Consider the following 13,885-nt stretch of genomic DNA (forward strand, 5'->3'; position numbering starts at 1 on the left):
CTCGCGAGGAGAACCGTCATGAGCAACGCCAAGAACACCGTCCTGACCGCAGCCGGCGAGCTGTTCGGAAAGAAGGACCCGAGCGCGGTGGACCGCTGGGTCGCCGCCGACTACCGCCAGCACAGCGCCCTGGCCGCCGACGGTCCCGAGGCTCTGCGCCGGCTGGTCGCCGGCCTGCCGGAGGGCTTCCGCTACGAGGGCGCCCGGGTGATAGCCGACGGCGACCTGGTCGCCCTGCACGGCACGTACCACGGCTTCGGCCCCGACCCGCTGGTCGCCTTCGACATCTTCCGCGTCGACGCCGACGGCAAGCTCGCCGAACACTGGGACGCCCTGACCCCGCTGGTCAAGGACACCGCCTCCGGCCGCTCGCAGACCGACGGCCCCACCGAGCCGGCCGACTTGGACAAGACCGAGGCCAACCGCGCCCTGGTCCTGGAGTTCGCCGAGAAGGTCCTCAAGGGCGCCGACTACTCGGTGCTGACCGACTACATCTCGACCGAGACCTACCACCAGCACAACCCGGAAGCGGCCGACGGCCTCGACGGCTTCGGCGCCGCCGCCGCGAAGTGGGCCGAGCAGGGCAAGAACCTCGTCTACAAGACCGTCCACAAGGTCATCGCCGAGGGCGACTTCGTCCTGCTCCAGTCCGAGGGCGAGTTCGGCGTTCCCGTCGCGTACTACGACCTCTTCCGCGTCCAGGGCGGCAAGCTCGTCGAGCACTGGGACGTCATCGCCCCCGTGCCCACCGAACTCCCGCACTCCAACGGCCTGTTCTGACATCCGACCGCCACCGGGAAGGGAAAGCGCGATGAGTGAGCTCACCTACGCCGGGAAGACCTTCGTCTTCCGTGTCGACAACGGGGTCGTCTTCCGCAACACCTACGCGGCCGACGGCACCACCCTGCACTACGAGACCCTGGAGGGCCCCACCAGGGGCGCCGAGGAGACCGTCACCCTCCACACCGCCGAGGTGGCCCCCGGCCTGTTCATGCTCGGCTGGGTCGAGACGTCCGGCATGACGGTCACCCACCTCATGAACCTCAACAGCCGTACCGTCCACGCCTTCTGGACCTACGAGGCAGGCGACGGCCGCGTCGCCGAACTGCACACCGGAACCCTCGAACCCGCCTGAAGGCGCTGACCACGCCGCCGTGCCCCACCAGCGAACGGGTGCGGGCACGACGGCGTGCCGTGCGGCAGACGTACCCCCTACGACTCCCTCTACGACCCGTCATGTGTCCCACCGCCCGGAGGACAACCGTGTACGCGACCGCACTGCCGCTCGCCGCCTACCGCGCCGCCGTCGCCTTGGACGAGCCGTTCCGGCCCGCCATCGGCCCTGATCCGGATCAGCGGTCCGCCGGCCTGGTCCGCGAGGCACTCGACCTGCTGAGCGACGACCCGGTGGCAGTGCGGGCCGGGCTACGCCCCGGCGCAGCGGACCGGCTCGACGATGCCGCCGCCCGGCGACTCCTGCGCACCGTGCTGACCATCTGGGCTCCGGAACCCCTGCCCACCGCGACCGCCCGCGTGCTGGACGCGCTCCTGTCCGGCGAACGCCTGGCGCGCGACACCACCGACGCCGCCTCGCTGCCCACCATCCGCGACACGCTTGCCCACACCACGTACCGGGCCGCCGACCGTACGGCGCTCTGGCAGGGCGACATCACCACCCTCGGCGCCGACGCCGTCGTGAACGCCGCCAACAGTGCTCTGCTCGGCTGCTTCGCCCCGATGCACCCGTGTATCGACAACGCCCTCCACGCCGCGGCCGGCCCCCGCCTGCGCGCCGACTGCCACACGATCATGGCCCTGCAGGGCCACCCGGAACCGACCGGCACCGCCAAGATCACCCGTGGTTACCACCTGCCCGCCCGCTACGTCCTGCACACCGTCGGCCCCATCGTCGACGGGCCCCTGCGCCCGGCACACGAGCGGGCGTTGGCGGCCTCGTACCGCGCCTGTCTCGACCTCGCCACCGAGGTCGACGGCCTACGCACCGTCGCGTTCTGCGGCATCGGTACCGGCGTCTTCGGCTACCCCAAGAAGCCCGCCGCCCGCACGGCCCTGGACACCGTGGCCGACTGGCTCCAGACCCACCCCGGACGCCTGGACCGCGTGATCTTCAACGTGTACGCCGACGACGACCACGCCGCCTACACCCACGCACTGACCGAAGGAACCCCGTCCCGATGAACCAGCCCACCTTCGACCCGGCAGCCGCCGTCGGCACGATACGCACCTGGCTCACCGAGGCCGACCGCGTCCTGATCACCGCCGGGGCCGGCCTGAGCGCCGCCGCCGGGTACGACTACGGCGACGAAGACCGCTTCCGGGAGCTCTTCCCCGCCCTGCACCGCCACGGCCTGCGCTCCCGCTACCTGGTCGGGGTGCCCCTGCCGCCGGCCCTGCTGTGGGGCTACTGGGCCGTCCATATCGACGACATTCGCTTCTCCACCGCCCCCAACCCCCTTTACCAGCGGCTGCGCGCACTGGTCGACGGCAAGGACCACTGGGTGATGACGTCCAACGTGGATGGTCTCTTCGCCCGGGCCGGCTTCGCCTCCGACCGGATCTTCACCCCGCAGGGCGACTACGGCCGCTACCAGTGCAGCACCCCCTGCGCTCCCACCACCTGGGACAGCCGCCCTCTCGTCAGTCAGCTCCTCGCCGCCTACGACCCGGCCACCGGCGCCGTCACCGACCCCGACGCCCTGCCCCGATGCCCGAACTGCAAAGGCGAGGCCGAGATCAACGTCCGCATCGGCCCCCAGTTCGTCGACACCCCCTACCTCCCCGCGGGCCACCGCCTCCAGGACTGGCTGGGCACGGCCCCCGCCGACACCCGCCTGCTGATCCTGGAGTTCGGCGCCGGGTTCAACACCCCCGGCGTGATCCGATGGCCTGGCGAACACCTCACCCGCCACTTCCCCGCCGCACGCCTCGTCCGTGTCAACCCCGACCGCCCTGAAACCCCCACCGACCTCGCCGATCGGGCCCTGCCCGTCCCCGCCGACGCCGACCACCTGCTCGACATACTCACCGCGCCGCACTCGGCGCTCGACCCTACGGTGGCACCATGAGCGACCCGGAGAAGAACAAGGCCGCGGCCAAAGCCTTCTACCACCTGATGTTCAACCAGTGCCGCCCGGCCGAGGCCATCGACCAGTTCGTCGGTGACGCCTACATCCAGCACAACCCGCACGTCGCCGACGGCAAGCAGGCGTTCATCGACTACTTCGCACGCATGGCCGCCGAGCATCCCGGCAAGCGCGTCGAATTCAAGCGCGCCTTCGCCGAAGGTGACCACGTCATCCTGCACTGCCACCAGATCTGGCCCGACGAGGAGTACGCCGGCATCGACATCTTCCGCTTCGACGCCGACGGCAAGATCGTCGAACACTGGGACGTCCTCCAGGTCATCCCGCCCACCTCCAAGAACGACAACACCATGTTCTAGAGGTGGGGCCCGGCATCGTGCGCGGGTTGGGGGTGGTGGTCGGCGTGGGGTCATGGCGTACGACGAGGTGCGGGCGGAGCGGGTCCGGGGGCTGCTGGAGCCTGACGGGGTGGTCGCCAAGAAGATGTTCGGCACGATCGTCCATCTCCGGCAGAGGAAGAACACGCCGGCCTGCGTGGCGGGCGATGGTCTGCTGCTGCGCGTCGGCCGGGAGACCTCTGCTCGGCGTCTGCGAATGCGCCCACCCACGGCGACTACGTGATGCCACACGTAAAACGCGTCTCACGATTCAAGGCAAGTCGGCCTGGATTACCTGGTGTTGGCGCCGCGATGACCCCATCGAGCTGGGTATTCGGTCGAGTTAGGAGACCCGGAGGGCACGTGGTCCCCGAGGGGCCTGGGCGACGAACAAGGCCCAGGTCCCCGACCTGGGCCTTCACTATGGAGCGGGTGACGGGAATCGAACCCGCGCTCTGAGCTTGGGAATCATAGGGGCTCTGGGTGCGTCGCCACAGGTAGGCGGCCCGTTGGGCGGTCAGGCGCGGCCCGTTGGGGCCGTCGTCTGTGCCCCGGTTGTCCGTGGCTGACCGCCTCTACTGGTGCGGTAGTGGTGCGGGGACGGGGGAATGTCGCCACGGGCGGGCTCGCTGGCCCCCGACGGGGTCTTCGAGGGACCTCGTTCACGGCTGGATATCCCTGGAGACCAGCTCGGGGCACTGGGTTATGGCCCTCACCGCCATCGTCTCGAGGCACACGGAGTACATGGGCCTGGCCGTCGACGAGCTGTGCCAAGGCCGGCCGCGAGGCGGACGCCGAGATCCTGGCTTCTCTTCCCTACCCGCTGATCCGCGGTGGATGACCGACTTCGGCGTCTCGGGGTCGGTCAGGTCCGTCGAGGTCTGGAGCAGCTCAAGACTGCATGGCGCGCGTGCAAGCGGACCGTTGCTTGCCCGTATGGAGTAGTGGGGGCTGCTGCTCCGGGACGTCAAGGGGAGGCTGGACCTACAAGGACCTCAGCCGCTCCGAGGAGGATGGCATGGCTCGCCAGTCACGTGATTCGTCCAACCCCCAGTCCCGTAGTTCGTCCGAAGCTGCTGCCGAAGAAGCAGGCCACGAGCCCAAGGGCAGGTCGACTAGGTTGCGCCAGGCAAAGAGTGCGCCCAGCAAGGAGGAGAAGCGGGAGCAAGCGCCCGGGAGCCTCTTTGGCGACGACGATATCGATACGAGCGACGACTGAGTCATTGGCTGCGAGGCCACGAGTGTCCGGTGCGGCTGATGTCTGCCCCCAGTCGTACCTCCGCAAGGTTCACCTTCCCTGGGCGGTCGGGGCGAGGCGGGTCTCGGCGAGGAAGCCTCCCGCTGCCGGGCCGCCCGCGTTCGCCCTGACCGGGGCTCCGCGTTCACCCCGTCGACCAGCCGAGGAGGAAGGCCCTGGGTCAAAACCTCACACAGACGCCAAAGGCACTGGCACTGGCATTGGCACTGGCATTGGCATTGGCCCTAAACCACCTCGCTAAGGCACAGGGCGCCGGGCATCCTGTACCCGGCGCCCGTCCCGTCCCGACCCGGCGCGGAGGTGTCGCGTGCGGTTGCCGCCCCTGCACGTCCAGCCACTCACCAGCCCTGCCACCGTGGAAAAGGAACTGGTCGCGATGGTGGCGGCGCACTACGACAATGAGCCGCTGATGCGCCTGGCCGGCGAAATCCACTTCGACGACGAGCTGAGCGACGCCGAGACCGAGGCCGTGGTACGCGTCCTGGACCGGCCGCTGACGCCACTGGCGTATCTGCCGTGCTGCGGCACACTGCGGCATGCGCGCCCGCTGCTGGAACGGGGCGCGGAGCGGGTGATCGCCGTGGACCTGTCCGGCCACAGCCTCCAGCTCGGCCTCGCCCGCAACGTCCCCGCGATGCGGCGCCCACAGGTCGCGGCCTTCCAGGGCGACGTCCGCAACGCCATCGAAGTACTTCCGCGCACGGGAGCGGATTTCGCCTTCATGGGCGGCAACAGCCTCGGCGACATCACCGCTCCAGAAGGCCACCTGCACTTGCTGAAGGCGATCGCGGATTCGCTGGCCGAGGACGGGGTGTTGGTCTTCGACTACGTCGGCGACCGGTACGAGCCGGGCCCGGAAGACATGTCGTCGGAGTGGCCCCAGGTGTGGCACGGCGTGGCGGGGGGAGGGCCCGGCGCCTCGGCAGCCGCGATGCGGTCGTGCGGGAGATCGCGAAGGCGAGGCAGCGGGAGAGGCGGGCGCCCGCCCGACCCGCTAATTCCCTGACAACAGAGCTGAGTTGGCTGGAAGCCTGGTAGTGCGGCGCTGGTATCTCTCCAGCAATCCGGGCACCTGCTCGCGGAAGGTCTGCCTCGGACACCCCAGCACCGGGCAGACCAGGCGCCGCACTCGCACCGACACCACCACCCGCCGGCCGTCCACCGGCAGGTCCGCCACCGTACGCCCATGGAAACCATGCACCCTCGCGGTCGGCGTCCCGCACATCGGGCACGGCACCGGAACCTCCGGGGTCCGCGCGGACAGGCGGATCACCTCGCCTGCGTCTGCCACATCCTCGACGACCAGCACCGACAGCCCCGAAAACACAGTTGCCACAAGGGAGTTGAGATCCTGCATGACATGTCAACGACCCCGATCACGCTTGGCCACCACCGATTACGGGACAGAGCCGAACGCCTTACGGTCCCGCGTCAGGCGCACCAGCGGGCCGAGGAGTTCCTCGCCCAACGACAGGACGCCATCCACCGAGCGCGAGGAGCCCTCCAGCTGATCGCCGAGACGTGGGCCACCGTCCAAGATCCTGCCGCCCGACTCGACACCCCCTACGCGCGAGACATCCTCGACGGCCTCACCCCCGAAGTCCGCTCCCTCGCCCAAAGCCTGACCACCCTGGCGTGACAGGGCACTCACCTCTTGGGGCTGGCGCCCAGTCTCCGAAGGGACAGAAGTGGGAGCCATCCGGGAGCCGCTTCCGAAGTCGGCTCCCAAATGGCTCCCAAGAGGATCAGGAAACGAGTCAGGGGCCCGATCCACTCTCGCGGATCAGGCCCCTGACCTGTTGTTTCTTCAGTCGGGGTGGCGGGATTTGAACCCACGACCTCTTCGTCCCGAACGAAGCGCGCTGCCAAGCTGCGCTACACCCCGAAGCAACGAGCTCTACTTTAGCGGACTGATCCCCGTAGGTGAAATCCGGTTCCGGGGAGGCCGGGGCCGGGGTGGCGGGAGGGCCCCGGCCGGCGGCCTTCGGGGGTGGTCAGTCGTGGGGGGTGAGGGTGAGCAGGGTGGCTTCCGGGGGGCAGGCGAAGCGGACGGGGGTGTAGCGATTGGTGCCGCAGCCGGCGGAGACGTGGAGGTAGGAGGTGTGGCCGTCGGCGGTGTGGCTGGAGAGGCCCTTGGCGCGCCGGGTGTCGATGTCGCAGTTGGTGACGAGGGCGCCGTAGAAGGGGACGCAGAGCTGGCCGCCGTGGGTGTGGCCGGCGAGGATCAGCGGATAGCCGTCGCCGGTGAAGGCGTCCAGGGAGCGCAGGTACGGGGCGTGGACGATGGCCAGGGAGAGGTCGGCGCCGGATTCCGGGCCGCCGGCGACCTCGGCGTAGCGGTCGCGCTTGATGTGCGGGTCGTCCAGGCCGGTCAGCGCGATCTCGGCGCCCTCCAGCTTGAGGCGCCCGCGGGAGTTGGAGAGGCCGACCCAGCCGGCCGCGTCGAAGGCGTCGCGCAGGTCTTCCCAGGGGTTGTGGACGGCGCCGACGACGGGCGCGTTGCCGTTCAGGCCGTGCCGGCCCTGGGCCTTCTCGATCAGATAGCGGGCGGGGTTGCGCAGCCGGGGGCCGTAGTAGTCGTTGGAGCCGAAGACGTAGGCGCCGGGGAACTCCATCAGGGGGCCGAGGGCGTCCAGGGCCTCGGGCACGGCCTCGGGGTCGGAGAGGTTGTCGCCGGTGTTGACGACGAAGTCGGGGCGGAGCCCGGCGAGCGACTGGAGCCAGCGCTGTTTCTTGCGCTGCCCGCTGACCATGTGGATGTCGGAGACCTGGAGGACGCGCAACGGCCGCATACCGCGGGGCAGTACGGGCACGGTGACGCGCCGCAGGCGGAAGGAGCGGGTTTCGAAGCCGGCGGCGTAGGCCAGGCCGGCGGCACCGACTGCGGTCAGGGACAGGGGTACTCCGTATCGCGCGCGCATGTGTCCATGGTCGCAGAGTGGCGGTGGGGCGGGGAGGGGTCCTTGATCGCCGGGAAGGGGGATGGAGGGGGGGGGGGGACGGTGTGCGGGGGCGCGGCGGGGGAAAGGCGCGGCGGTTGCCGGTGGCTGGGGGCATACTCGACGGCATGACCAAGCTCAAGGCCAAGCTCCAGGACGACCTCACCGCCGCGATCAAGGCGCGTGACGAGCTGCGTTCCGCCACCCTCCGGCTCACGCTGACCGCCATCCACAAGGAGGAGGTGGCCGGCACCGAGGCGCGTGTGCTGTCCGACGGCGAGGTCGAGAAGATCATCGCGCGGGAGGCGAAGAAGCGCCGGGAGGCCGCGGAGGCGTTCGACAAGGGCGGCCGGGCCGATGCCGCGGAGCGGGAGCGGGCGGAGGGCGAGGTGCTCGCCGGGTATCTGCCCAAGCCGCTGACCGATGACGAGCTGGAGCGGCTGGTCGCCGCGGCGGTGGCGGAGGCCAAGGAGGCCGGTGCCGAGGGGCCGCGCGCGATGGGCGCCGTGATGAAGATCGTCAACCCGCAGGTGGCGGGCCGGGCCGACGGTGGCCGGGTCGCCGCGGCGGTGAAGAAGCTGCTCGCCGGCTGAGAGCGGAGAGCCCACCGAGAGCCCACCGAGAGCCGACCGAGAGTCGGGAGCCGTACGGAAGAGAAGAGCGGAAGGGGCGCCCTCGGGATGAGGGCGCCCCTTCTGTATGCCGTGGTGGAGTACCGGAGGAGGGCCGGGCCGTCCGGTGGGTTACCAGCCTCCGTTGAGGCCGCCCAGGATATCGGGGAAGCCCGGAATGTGCCAGCCGCCTCCGGGCTTGTTGTCGCCGCCGTGGCCGGGGTTCGGCTTGGGCTTGGGCTCGTCCTGCCCCTTGTTCTTGTCGCCGTCGCCGCCTCCGGGGTCGTCGATCGGGGCGATCGGCAGCGCCGGCGCGGGGCGGCCCGCCAGCGCGCCGGTCATCGCGTCGCGCCAGATGGGGCCGGGGGTGTCCGCGCCGTAGACCTTGTCGTGCGAGACGCCGCCGATGGTGATGTTGTACATCTGGCGCTGGTGCCGCGGGTCGCCGACCCAGACCGCGCCGGCCGCGTTCGGGGTGTAGCCGACGAACCAGGCGGCGTAGCGGTAGTCCGTCGTACCGGTCTTGCCGGCGCTGTCGCGGCCCTTGAGTCCGGCCTCCTTGCCGGTGCCGTCCTCGACGACGCCCTTGAGGAGGGCGTTGACCGTGTCCGCGGTCTTCTTGGACATCGCGCTGTGGCAACTGGTCTGCGGGACCTTCAGCGACCGGCCCTGGGCGTCGGTGATCGACTCGATGGCGACCGGGGAGCAGTACGTGCCCTCGTTGGCGAAGGTGGCGTACGCCCCGGCCATGGTCAGCGGGGACATCTCCTGGCCGCCGAGGGCCATGGAGGGAACCTGCTTCAGCGGCCTGCCGTCGGCCCGCTGAATTCCCATCTTCTCGGCCATCTTGACCGCGGGGCAGACGCCCATGTCACTGATCAGCTGCACGTAGTAGGTGTTGACCGACTTCGCGGTCGCCTCCTTCATGGCGTACGGGCCGTGTTCCTGCGGGTTCTCGTTCTCGGCCACGTCGTGGCCCTGCCACTCGCCGGTGCAGGTCTGGACCGGACTCGGGTACGGCATCTTGTACGGCGAGGGGTACTCCTGGTACGGGCTGGTGCCCTGCTCCAGGGCCGCCGCCGCGATCACCGGCTTGAAGGTCGAGCCGGGCTGGTAGCCGGCGCCGCCGCCCATGCTGTGGTTGACCGAGAGGTTGATCTGGGTCTGGTTCCGGCCGAAGCCGTAGGGCCGGGACTGGCCCATGCCGAGGATCTTGCCGGTGCCCGGTTCGACGACGGTCGCGGCGGCGGCCACCGGGTCGTCGTCGTGGACGTGCTTGCTCAGCGACGCCTGGATCGCCTTCTGGGTCTGCGGATCGAGGGTGGTGCGGATGGTCAGCCCGCCCTCGTTCCAGCGCTGCGAGCGGATCGCGCGGGTCTTGCCGAACGTCTTGTCGTTGAGCAGCACCTCGCGGACGTAGTCGCAGAAGAAGCCGGCGCCGTCGCCGGCGGTGATGCAGCCGTTCTGCGGGCGGCTGACCTGCAGTTGGATCGGCTTCGCGGCGGCGGCGACGGCCTGCGCGCGGGTGATGTCCTTGAGGTCGGCCATCCGCCGCAGCACGGTGTTGCGGCGCACGGTCGCCTCGTGCAGGTGGTTGACCGGGTCGTAGCGGCTCGGCGACTGCACGATGCCGGCCAGCAGGGCCGACTCCTCCAGGTTCAGGTCCTTGGCGTGCTTGCTGAAGTAGCGCTGGGCCGCGGCCTCGATGCCGTACGCCTGCTCACCGAAGAAGGTGATGTTGAGGTAGTTCTGGAGAATTTTGCGCTTGCCGAGCTTCTCCTCCAACTGGATCGCGTACTTCAGCTCCTTGACCTTGCGGCCGATCGTCTGCTGGGTGGCCTGCGCGACCTTGTCCGGGTCGTCGCCGGCCTCCTCGATGAAGACGTTCTTCACGTACTGCTGGGTCAGCGTGGAGGCGCCCTGGGCGACACTGCCGGACTGGGCGTTCTTGTTGACCGCGCGCAGGACGCCCTTGAGGTCGACGGCGCCGTGCTTGTAGAAGCGGGCGTCCTCGATCGCGACGATCGCCTGCTGGATGGAGGGCGACATGTCCTTGAGGCCGACGACCGTGCGGTCGCGGGAGTAGACCTTCGCGATCTCGCCGCCGTCGGCGTCCAGGATGGTGGTGCGCTGACTGAGCGGCGGCGTCTTGAGGTCGGCCGGGATGTCGTCGAAGCCCTGGACGGAGGTCTTGGCCGCGAGGCCGAGCGCGCCGGCCGCCGGGAGCGCGATGCCGGCCAGTACCGCTCCGGCGAGGACGCTGACACCGAGGAACTTGGCGGCCTGCTGGGTCCTGGACCGCCCCCCGCCCACGCGCTTCTTAGCCATGAGGTGCAGCCTACGTTCTCAATCGCCGGACAGGGGCGCACCTGTTCGTTTAGCCTGTTCCCATCCGCCACAGCGGAACGGCCACATCGCAGTTCGTCAACCCCTACTCCTCCCTCGGGCTGTGCCCCACATGCCCGCTGTGTGCCAGAAATCCCTTGCCATCACAGCGAAGTGTCCCGCTTGGGAGGTAAGTGACGTATGTCGTGCGGTCACTCCGTTGGGTGATCTGCCGCGTACGCATAGTCCGTTCGGGCCATTCAAGATTGGGCCCGAAGGGGGTGTTGCGCCCTCCCTGCCTTCCGTAACGTCCTCAACTGGCAACGGTGAATATGCCGTTTGGGCCGTGGGGGAGCCTCGATTCGGGAGAGGACGGCGCCAGCATGGGCTGGGTAACCGACTGGAGTGCACAGGCAGCGTGCCGCACTACCGATCCGGATGAACTGTTCGTGCAAGGGGCGGCGCAGAACCGCGCCAAGGCGGTGTGCACCGGGTGTCCGGTGCGCACGGAGTGCCTGGCCGATGCCCTGGACAACCGGGTGGAGTTCGGAGTGTGGGGCGGAATGACCGAACGCGAGCGGAGGGCGTTGCTGCGCCGCCGCCCGACCGTGACGTCATGGCGCCGCCTGTTGGAGACAGCACGTACGGAATACGAGCGCAGCACCGGCATCCTGCCGGTGGACTGCGAGGACGAGGTGTTCGACGACGAGTACGCCGCGGTCGGATAGGCCGCCCGCCGGACCGCTCGGGCGGTCCGCACGTCACCGCCGCGGCCGATCGCCGCTGCGGTCAGGCGTCGGCGTCGTCGGGCCGCAGGGCCAGGCGGTCGCCGATCGCACGCAGGCCCGCGAGGTCGTGGACGTCACCGGGCAGCGCCGCGATCTCCGCTACCGGGACCTCGGGATGCAGCGCGGTGAAGCGGTCGCGGGTGCGCCGTTCGCGCGCGAGGACCTGCATACGTTCCGCGTGCAACCGCAGCAGCCCGGCGGCCAGTTGCGCTGCCGAGGCCGAAGGTGATGACGCGTGCTCCGCCGCGGCAGCGGGGGAGAGGCCGCCGGCGGTACGTGATCCATTCTTCCCGCCGCCGAGATCCACAATGCCGCCCGGCTCAAGATTTTCGCCGGCCGGGGAACTCGGGTCGTCGGGAGGGGAGTTGGGGGCGGACTCGCCGGAGGGCGGGCCGGCTTCCGCGGCTTCCGGATCCGCGGGCGGGTCACCGTCCGCGTCCCCGTCCGCGACCAGCGTCTCCGTGAGGGCCTCCGCGGCGGCCAGCGCGCGCTCGGCGCTCAACTGGGCCGCGCCGCTGCCGTGCACCCGGTTCAGTACGAGACCGGCCAGCGGCATCTGCTCGGCGGCCAGCCGCTCGACGAAGTACGCCGCCTCGCGCAGCGCGTCCCGCTCCGGCGCGGCCACCACCAGGAACGCCGTACCGGGCGCCTGGAGCAGCCGGTAGGTGGCGTCCGCGCGGGTGCGGAAGCCGCCGAACATGGTGTCCATGGCGGCCACGAACGTCTGGACGTCGCGGAGGAGTTGGCCGCCCATCAGCTTGCTGAGGGTGCCGGTCATCATCGACATGCCGACATTGAGGAACTTCATGCCGGCCCGGCCACCGACCTTCGCGGGCGCCATCAGGATCCGGATGAACTTGCCGTCCAGGAAGGAGCCCAGGCGCTTGGGCGCATCGAGGAAGTCCAGCGCGGAACGGCTCGGCGGGGTGTCGACGACGATCAGGTCCCACTCGTCGTTCGCGCGGAGCTGGCCGAGCTTCTCCATGGCCATGTACTCCTGGGTGCCCGCGAAACCGGCCGACAAGGACTGGTAGAAGGGGTTCTCCAGGATGGCGCGGGCCCGCTCGGCGTCCGCGTGGCCCTCGACGATCTCGTCGAAGGTGCGCTTCATGTCCAGCATCATCGCGTGCAGTTCGCCGCCCGCGGCCTCGTCGACGCCCTTGACCCGGCGCGGGACGTTGTCGAGCTCCGAGATGCCCATGGACTGTGCCAGCCGCCGGGCCGGGTCGATGGTGAGCACCACGACCTTCCGGCCGCGCTCGGCGGCGCGCACGCCCAGCGCCGCGGCGGTGGTGGTCTTGCCGACGCCGCCCGAGCCGCAGCACACCACGATGCGGGTGCGCGGATCGTCGATCACGGCGTCGACCTCCAGCCACGGGGCCGAGGCGTCCAGCGTCGTGTCGTCCGAGGTCATATGGGCCCCTGTCTCCGCAGGTCTCTGGCCAGGCCGTAGAGCCCGGCGAGGTCCACTCCCTCGGGGAGCAGCCCCAACTCGTAGGTGGGCAGGCCGAGCGCGGTCAGCTCGGCGTACTCGGCGCGCTCCAGCTCGACCCGCTCGGCGTGCTCGCGCGCCTGCTCCAGCAGGGGGTCGATCAGACGCTCCGCGAGACCGCCGCGGCGGGCGCCGCCCAGCCCGGCCTGGGACAGCGCCTTGGCGATGCCCGTACGGGCCCCGCGGGCGGCGATGTCGAGGTCGCCGTTGTCCAACAGGGCGGGCCGGGTCATGTTGATGACGACGCCGCCCACCGGGATGCCGGCGGTGCGCAGCTCGGCGATGCCGTCGGCGGTCTCCTGGACGGGCATCTCCTCCAGGAGGGTCACCAGATGCACCGCGGTCTCGGGCGACTTGAGGACCCGCATCACGGCCTGCGCCTGATTGTGGATCGGGCCGATCTTCGCCAGGCCGGCGACCTCGTCGTTCACGTTCAGGAACCGGGTGACCCGGCCGGTGGGCGGGGCGTCCATCACCACCGCGTCGTAGACGAACGCGCCGCTCTTGTCCTTGCGGCGGACGGCCTCGCACGCCTTTCCCGTGAGCAGCACATCCCGCAGGCCGGGCGCGATGGTCGTGGCGAAGTCGATCGCGCCGAGCTTCTTCAGGGCCCGGCCGGCGCTGCCCAGCTTGTAGAACATCTGGAGGTAGTCCAGGAGGGCGCGCTCGGCGTCGATCGCGAGGGCGTGCACCTCCCCGCCGCCCGGGGCCACCGCGATCTTGCGCTCCTCGTAGGGAAGCGCCTCGGTCTCGAACAGCTGGGCAATGCCCTGCCGGCCCTCGACCTCGACCAGGAGGGTACGGCGCCCTTCGGTGGCCAGGGCGAGGGCGAGGGCAGCGGCGACCGTGGTCTTGCCGGTGCCGCCCTTGCCGCTGACGACATGGAGCCTGCTCACGCCAAGGAGCCTAACCAGTCCGCGTCGCGGCTACGCACGGGATACGCCTGGGACTACCCGGAGATCCGCCGCGGGCCTGTCGGGGACGGCGTCGG

Annotated in this window: 14 protein-coding genes, 1 tRNA gene and 1 pseudogene; 10 read left to right on the plus strand and 6 right to left on the minus strand. The window is 70.2% G+C overall.

Annotated elements, in window-relative coordinates:
* Positions 1 to 18 precede the first annotated feature (18 nt).
* From RZ84_RS19675 to RZ84_RS39850, 7 genes are all read left to right on the plus strand, one after another.
* The gene (locus RZ84_RS19675; protein ID WP_043265392.1) at positions 19 to 780 is read left to right on the plus strand and encodes a nuclear transport factor 2 family protein; all 762 of its coding nucleotides are present in this window, start codon (positions 19 to 21) and stop codon (positions 778 to 780) included.
* A gap of 31 nt (positions 781 to 811) precedes the next feature.
* The gene (locus RZ84_RS19680; RefSeq protein ID WP_052230035.1) at positions 812 to 1,135 is read left to right on the plus strand and encodes a MoaF-related domain-containing protein; all 324 of its coding nucleotides are present in this window, start codon (positions 812 to 814) and stop codon (positions 1,133 to 1,135) included.
* 128 nt (positions 1,136 to 1,263) lie between these two features.
* A complete protein-coding gene (locus RZ84_RS19685; protein WP_043265393.1) occupies positions 1,264 to 2,199 on the plus strand; it encodes a protein-ADP-ribose hydrolase in 936 nt (311 codons plus the stop codon).
* The gene (locus RZ84_RS19690) at positions 2,196 to 3,086 is read left to right on the plus strand and encodes an SIR2 family NAD-dependent protein deacylase (protein WP_043265394.1); all 891 of its coding nucleotides are present in this window, start codon (positions 2,196 to 2,198) and stop codon (positions 3,084 to 3,086) included. Before RZ84_RS19685 ends, RZ84_RS19690 begins: the two co-directional genes overlap by 4 nt.
* On the plus strand, positions 3,083 to 3,463 hold the full coding sequence (locus tag RZ84_RS19695) for a nuclear transport factor 2 family protein (protein ID WP_043265395.1): 381 nt from the start codon (positions 3,083 to 3,085) through the stop codon (positions 3,461 to 3,463). The genes RZ84_RS19690 and RZ84_RS19695 overlap by 4 nt, the downstream gene beginning before the upstream one ends.
* Positions 3,464 to 3,515: 52 nt before the next feature.
* Complete coding sequence (locus tag RZ84_RS19700) at positions 3,516 to 3,725, plus strand: hypothetical protein (RefSeq protein WP_043265396.1); 210 nt, start codon at positions 3,516 to 3,518, stop codon at positions 3,723 to 3,725.
* 1,321 nt (positions 3,726 to 5,046) lie between these two features.
* A complete protein-coding gene (locus RZ84_RS39850) occupies positions 5,047 to 5,745 on the plus strand; it encodes a class I SAM-dependent methyltransferase (RefSeq protein WP_043265397.1) in 699 nt (232 codons plus the stop codon).
* Here RZ84_RS39850 and RZ84_RS36805 read toward each other — a convergent pair.
* A pseudogene (locus RZ84_RS36805) lies at positions 5,642 to 6,066 on the minus strand (transposase family protein); the annotation flags it as partial. The gene RZ84_RS39850 and the pseudogene RZ84_RS36805 sit on opposite strands and share 104 nt — an antisense overlap.
* 33 nt (positions 6,067 to 6,099) lie before the next feature.
* Between RZ84_RS36805 and RZ84_RS19710 the strand changes: the two are divergent.
* Complete coding sequence (locus tag RZ84_RS19710) at positions 6,100 to 6,378, plus strand: hypothetical protein (RefSeq protein WP_043265398.1); 279 nt, start codon at positions 6,100 to 6,102, stop codon at positions 6,376 to 6,378.
* Between the two features lie 172 nt (positions 6,379 to 6,550).
* On the opposite strand, the gene RZ84_RS19715 is transcribed toward RZ84_RS19710, so the two are convergent.
* Together RZ84_RS19715 and RZ84_RS19720 are read right to left on the minus strand one after the other, a co-directional pair.
* Positions 6,551 to 6,624: transfer RNA gene (locus RZ84_RS19715), tRNA-Pro, on the minus strand.
* A 109-nt stretch (positions 6,625 to 6,733) separates the two neighbouring features.
* Positions 6,734 to 7,660 (minus strand): metallophosphoesterase, encoded by a 927-nt coding sequence (locus tag RZ84_RS19720; RefSeq protein ID WP_043265399.1) that lies wholly within the window; start codon positions 7,658 to 7,660, stop codon positions 6,734 to 6,736.
* Positions 7,661 to 7,806: 146 nt separating this feature from the next.
* Here RZ84_RS19720 and RZ84_RS19725 point away from each other — a divergent pair, with 146 nt between their 5' ends.
* Entirely contained in the window at positions 7,807 to 8,271 is a 465-nt protein-coding gene (locus RZ84_RS19725; RefSeq protein WP_043265400.1) for a GatB/YqeY domain-containing protein, read from the plus strand.
* A 150-nt stretch (positions 8,272 to 8,421) separates the two neighbouring features.
* Here the strand turns inward: RZ84_RS19725 and RZ84_RS19730 are convergent, their stop codons facing one another.
* Positions 8,422 to 10,617 (minus strand): transglycosylase domain-containing protein, encoded by a 2,196-nt coding sequence (locus RZ84_RS19730; RefSeq protein WP_043265401.1) that lies wholly within the window; start codon positions 10,615 to 10,617, stop codon positions 8,422 to 8,424.
* 380 nt (positions 10,618 to 10,997) lie between these two features.
* Here RZ84_RS19730 and RZ84_RS19735 point away from each other — a divergent pair, with 380 nt between their 5' ends.
* Positions 10,998 to 11,342, plus strand: coding sequence for a WhiB family transcriptional regulator (locus RZ84_RS19735; protein ID WP_043265402.1), 345 nt, complete (start codon positions 10,998 to 11,000; stop codon positions 11,340 to 11,342).
* Between the two features lie 61 nt (positions 11,343 to 11,403).
* Here the strand turns inward: RZ84_RS19735 and RZ84_RS19740 are convergent, their stop codons facing one another.
* The gene (locus RZ84_RS19740) at positions 11,404 to 12,816 is read right to left on the minus strand and encodes an ATPase BagB (protein WP_043265403.1); all 1,413 of its coding nucleotides are present in this window, start codon (positions 12,814 to 12,816) and stop codon (positions 11,404 to 11,406) included.
* Entirely contained in the window at positions 12,813 to 13,790 is a 978-nt protein-coding gene (locus tag RZ84_RS19745) for an ATPase BagA (protein WP_043265404.1), read from the minus strand. Before RZ84_RS19745 ends, RZ84_RS19740 begins: the two co-directional genes overlap by 4 nt.
* Between the last annotated feature and the right edge of the window lie 95 nt (positions 13,791 to 13,885).

This window comes from Streptomyces sp. CT34 (genome assembly GCF_000805335.1).
Taxonomy (GTDB): domain Bacteria; phylum Actinomycetota; class Actinomycetes; order Streptomycetales; family Streptomycetaceae; genus Streptomyces.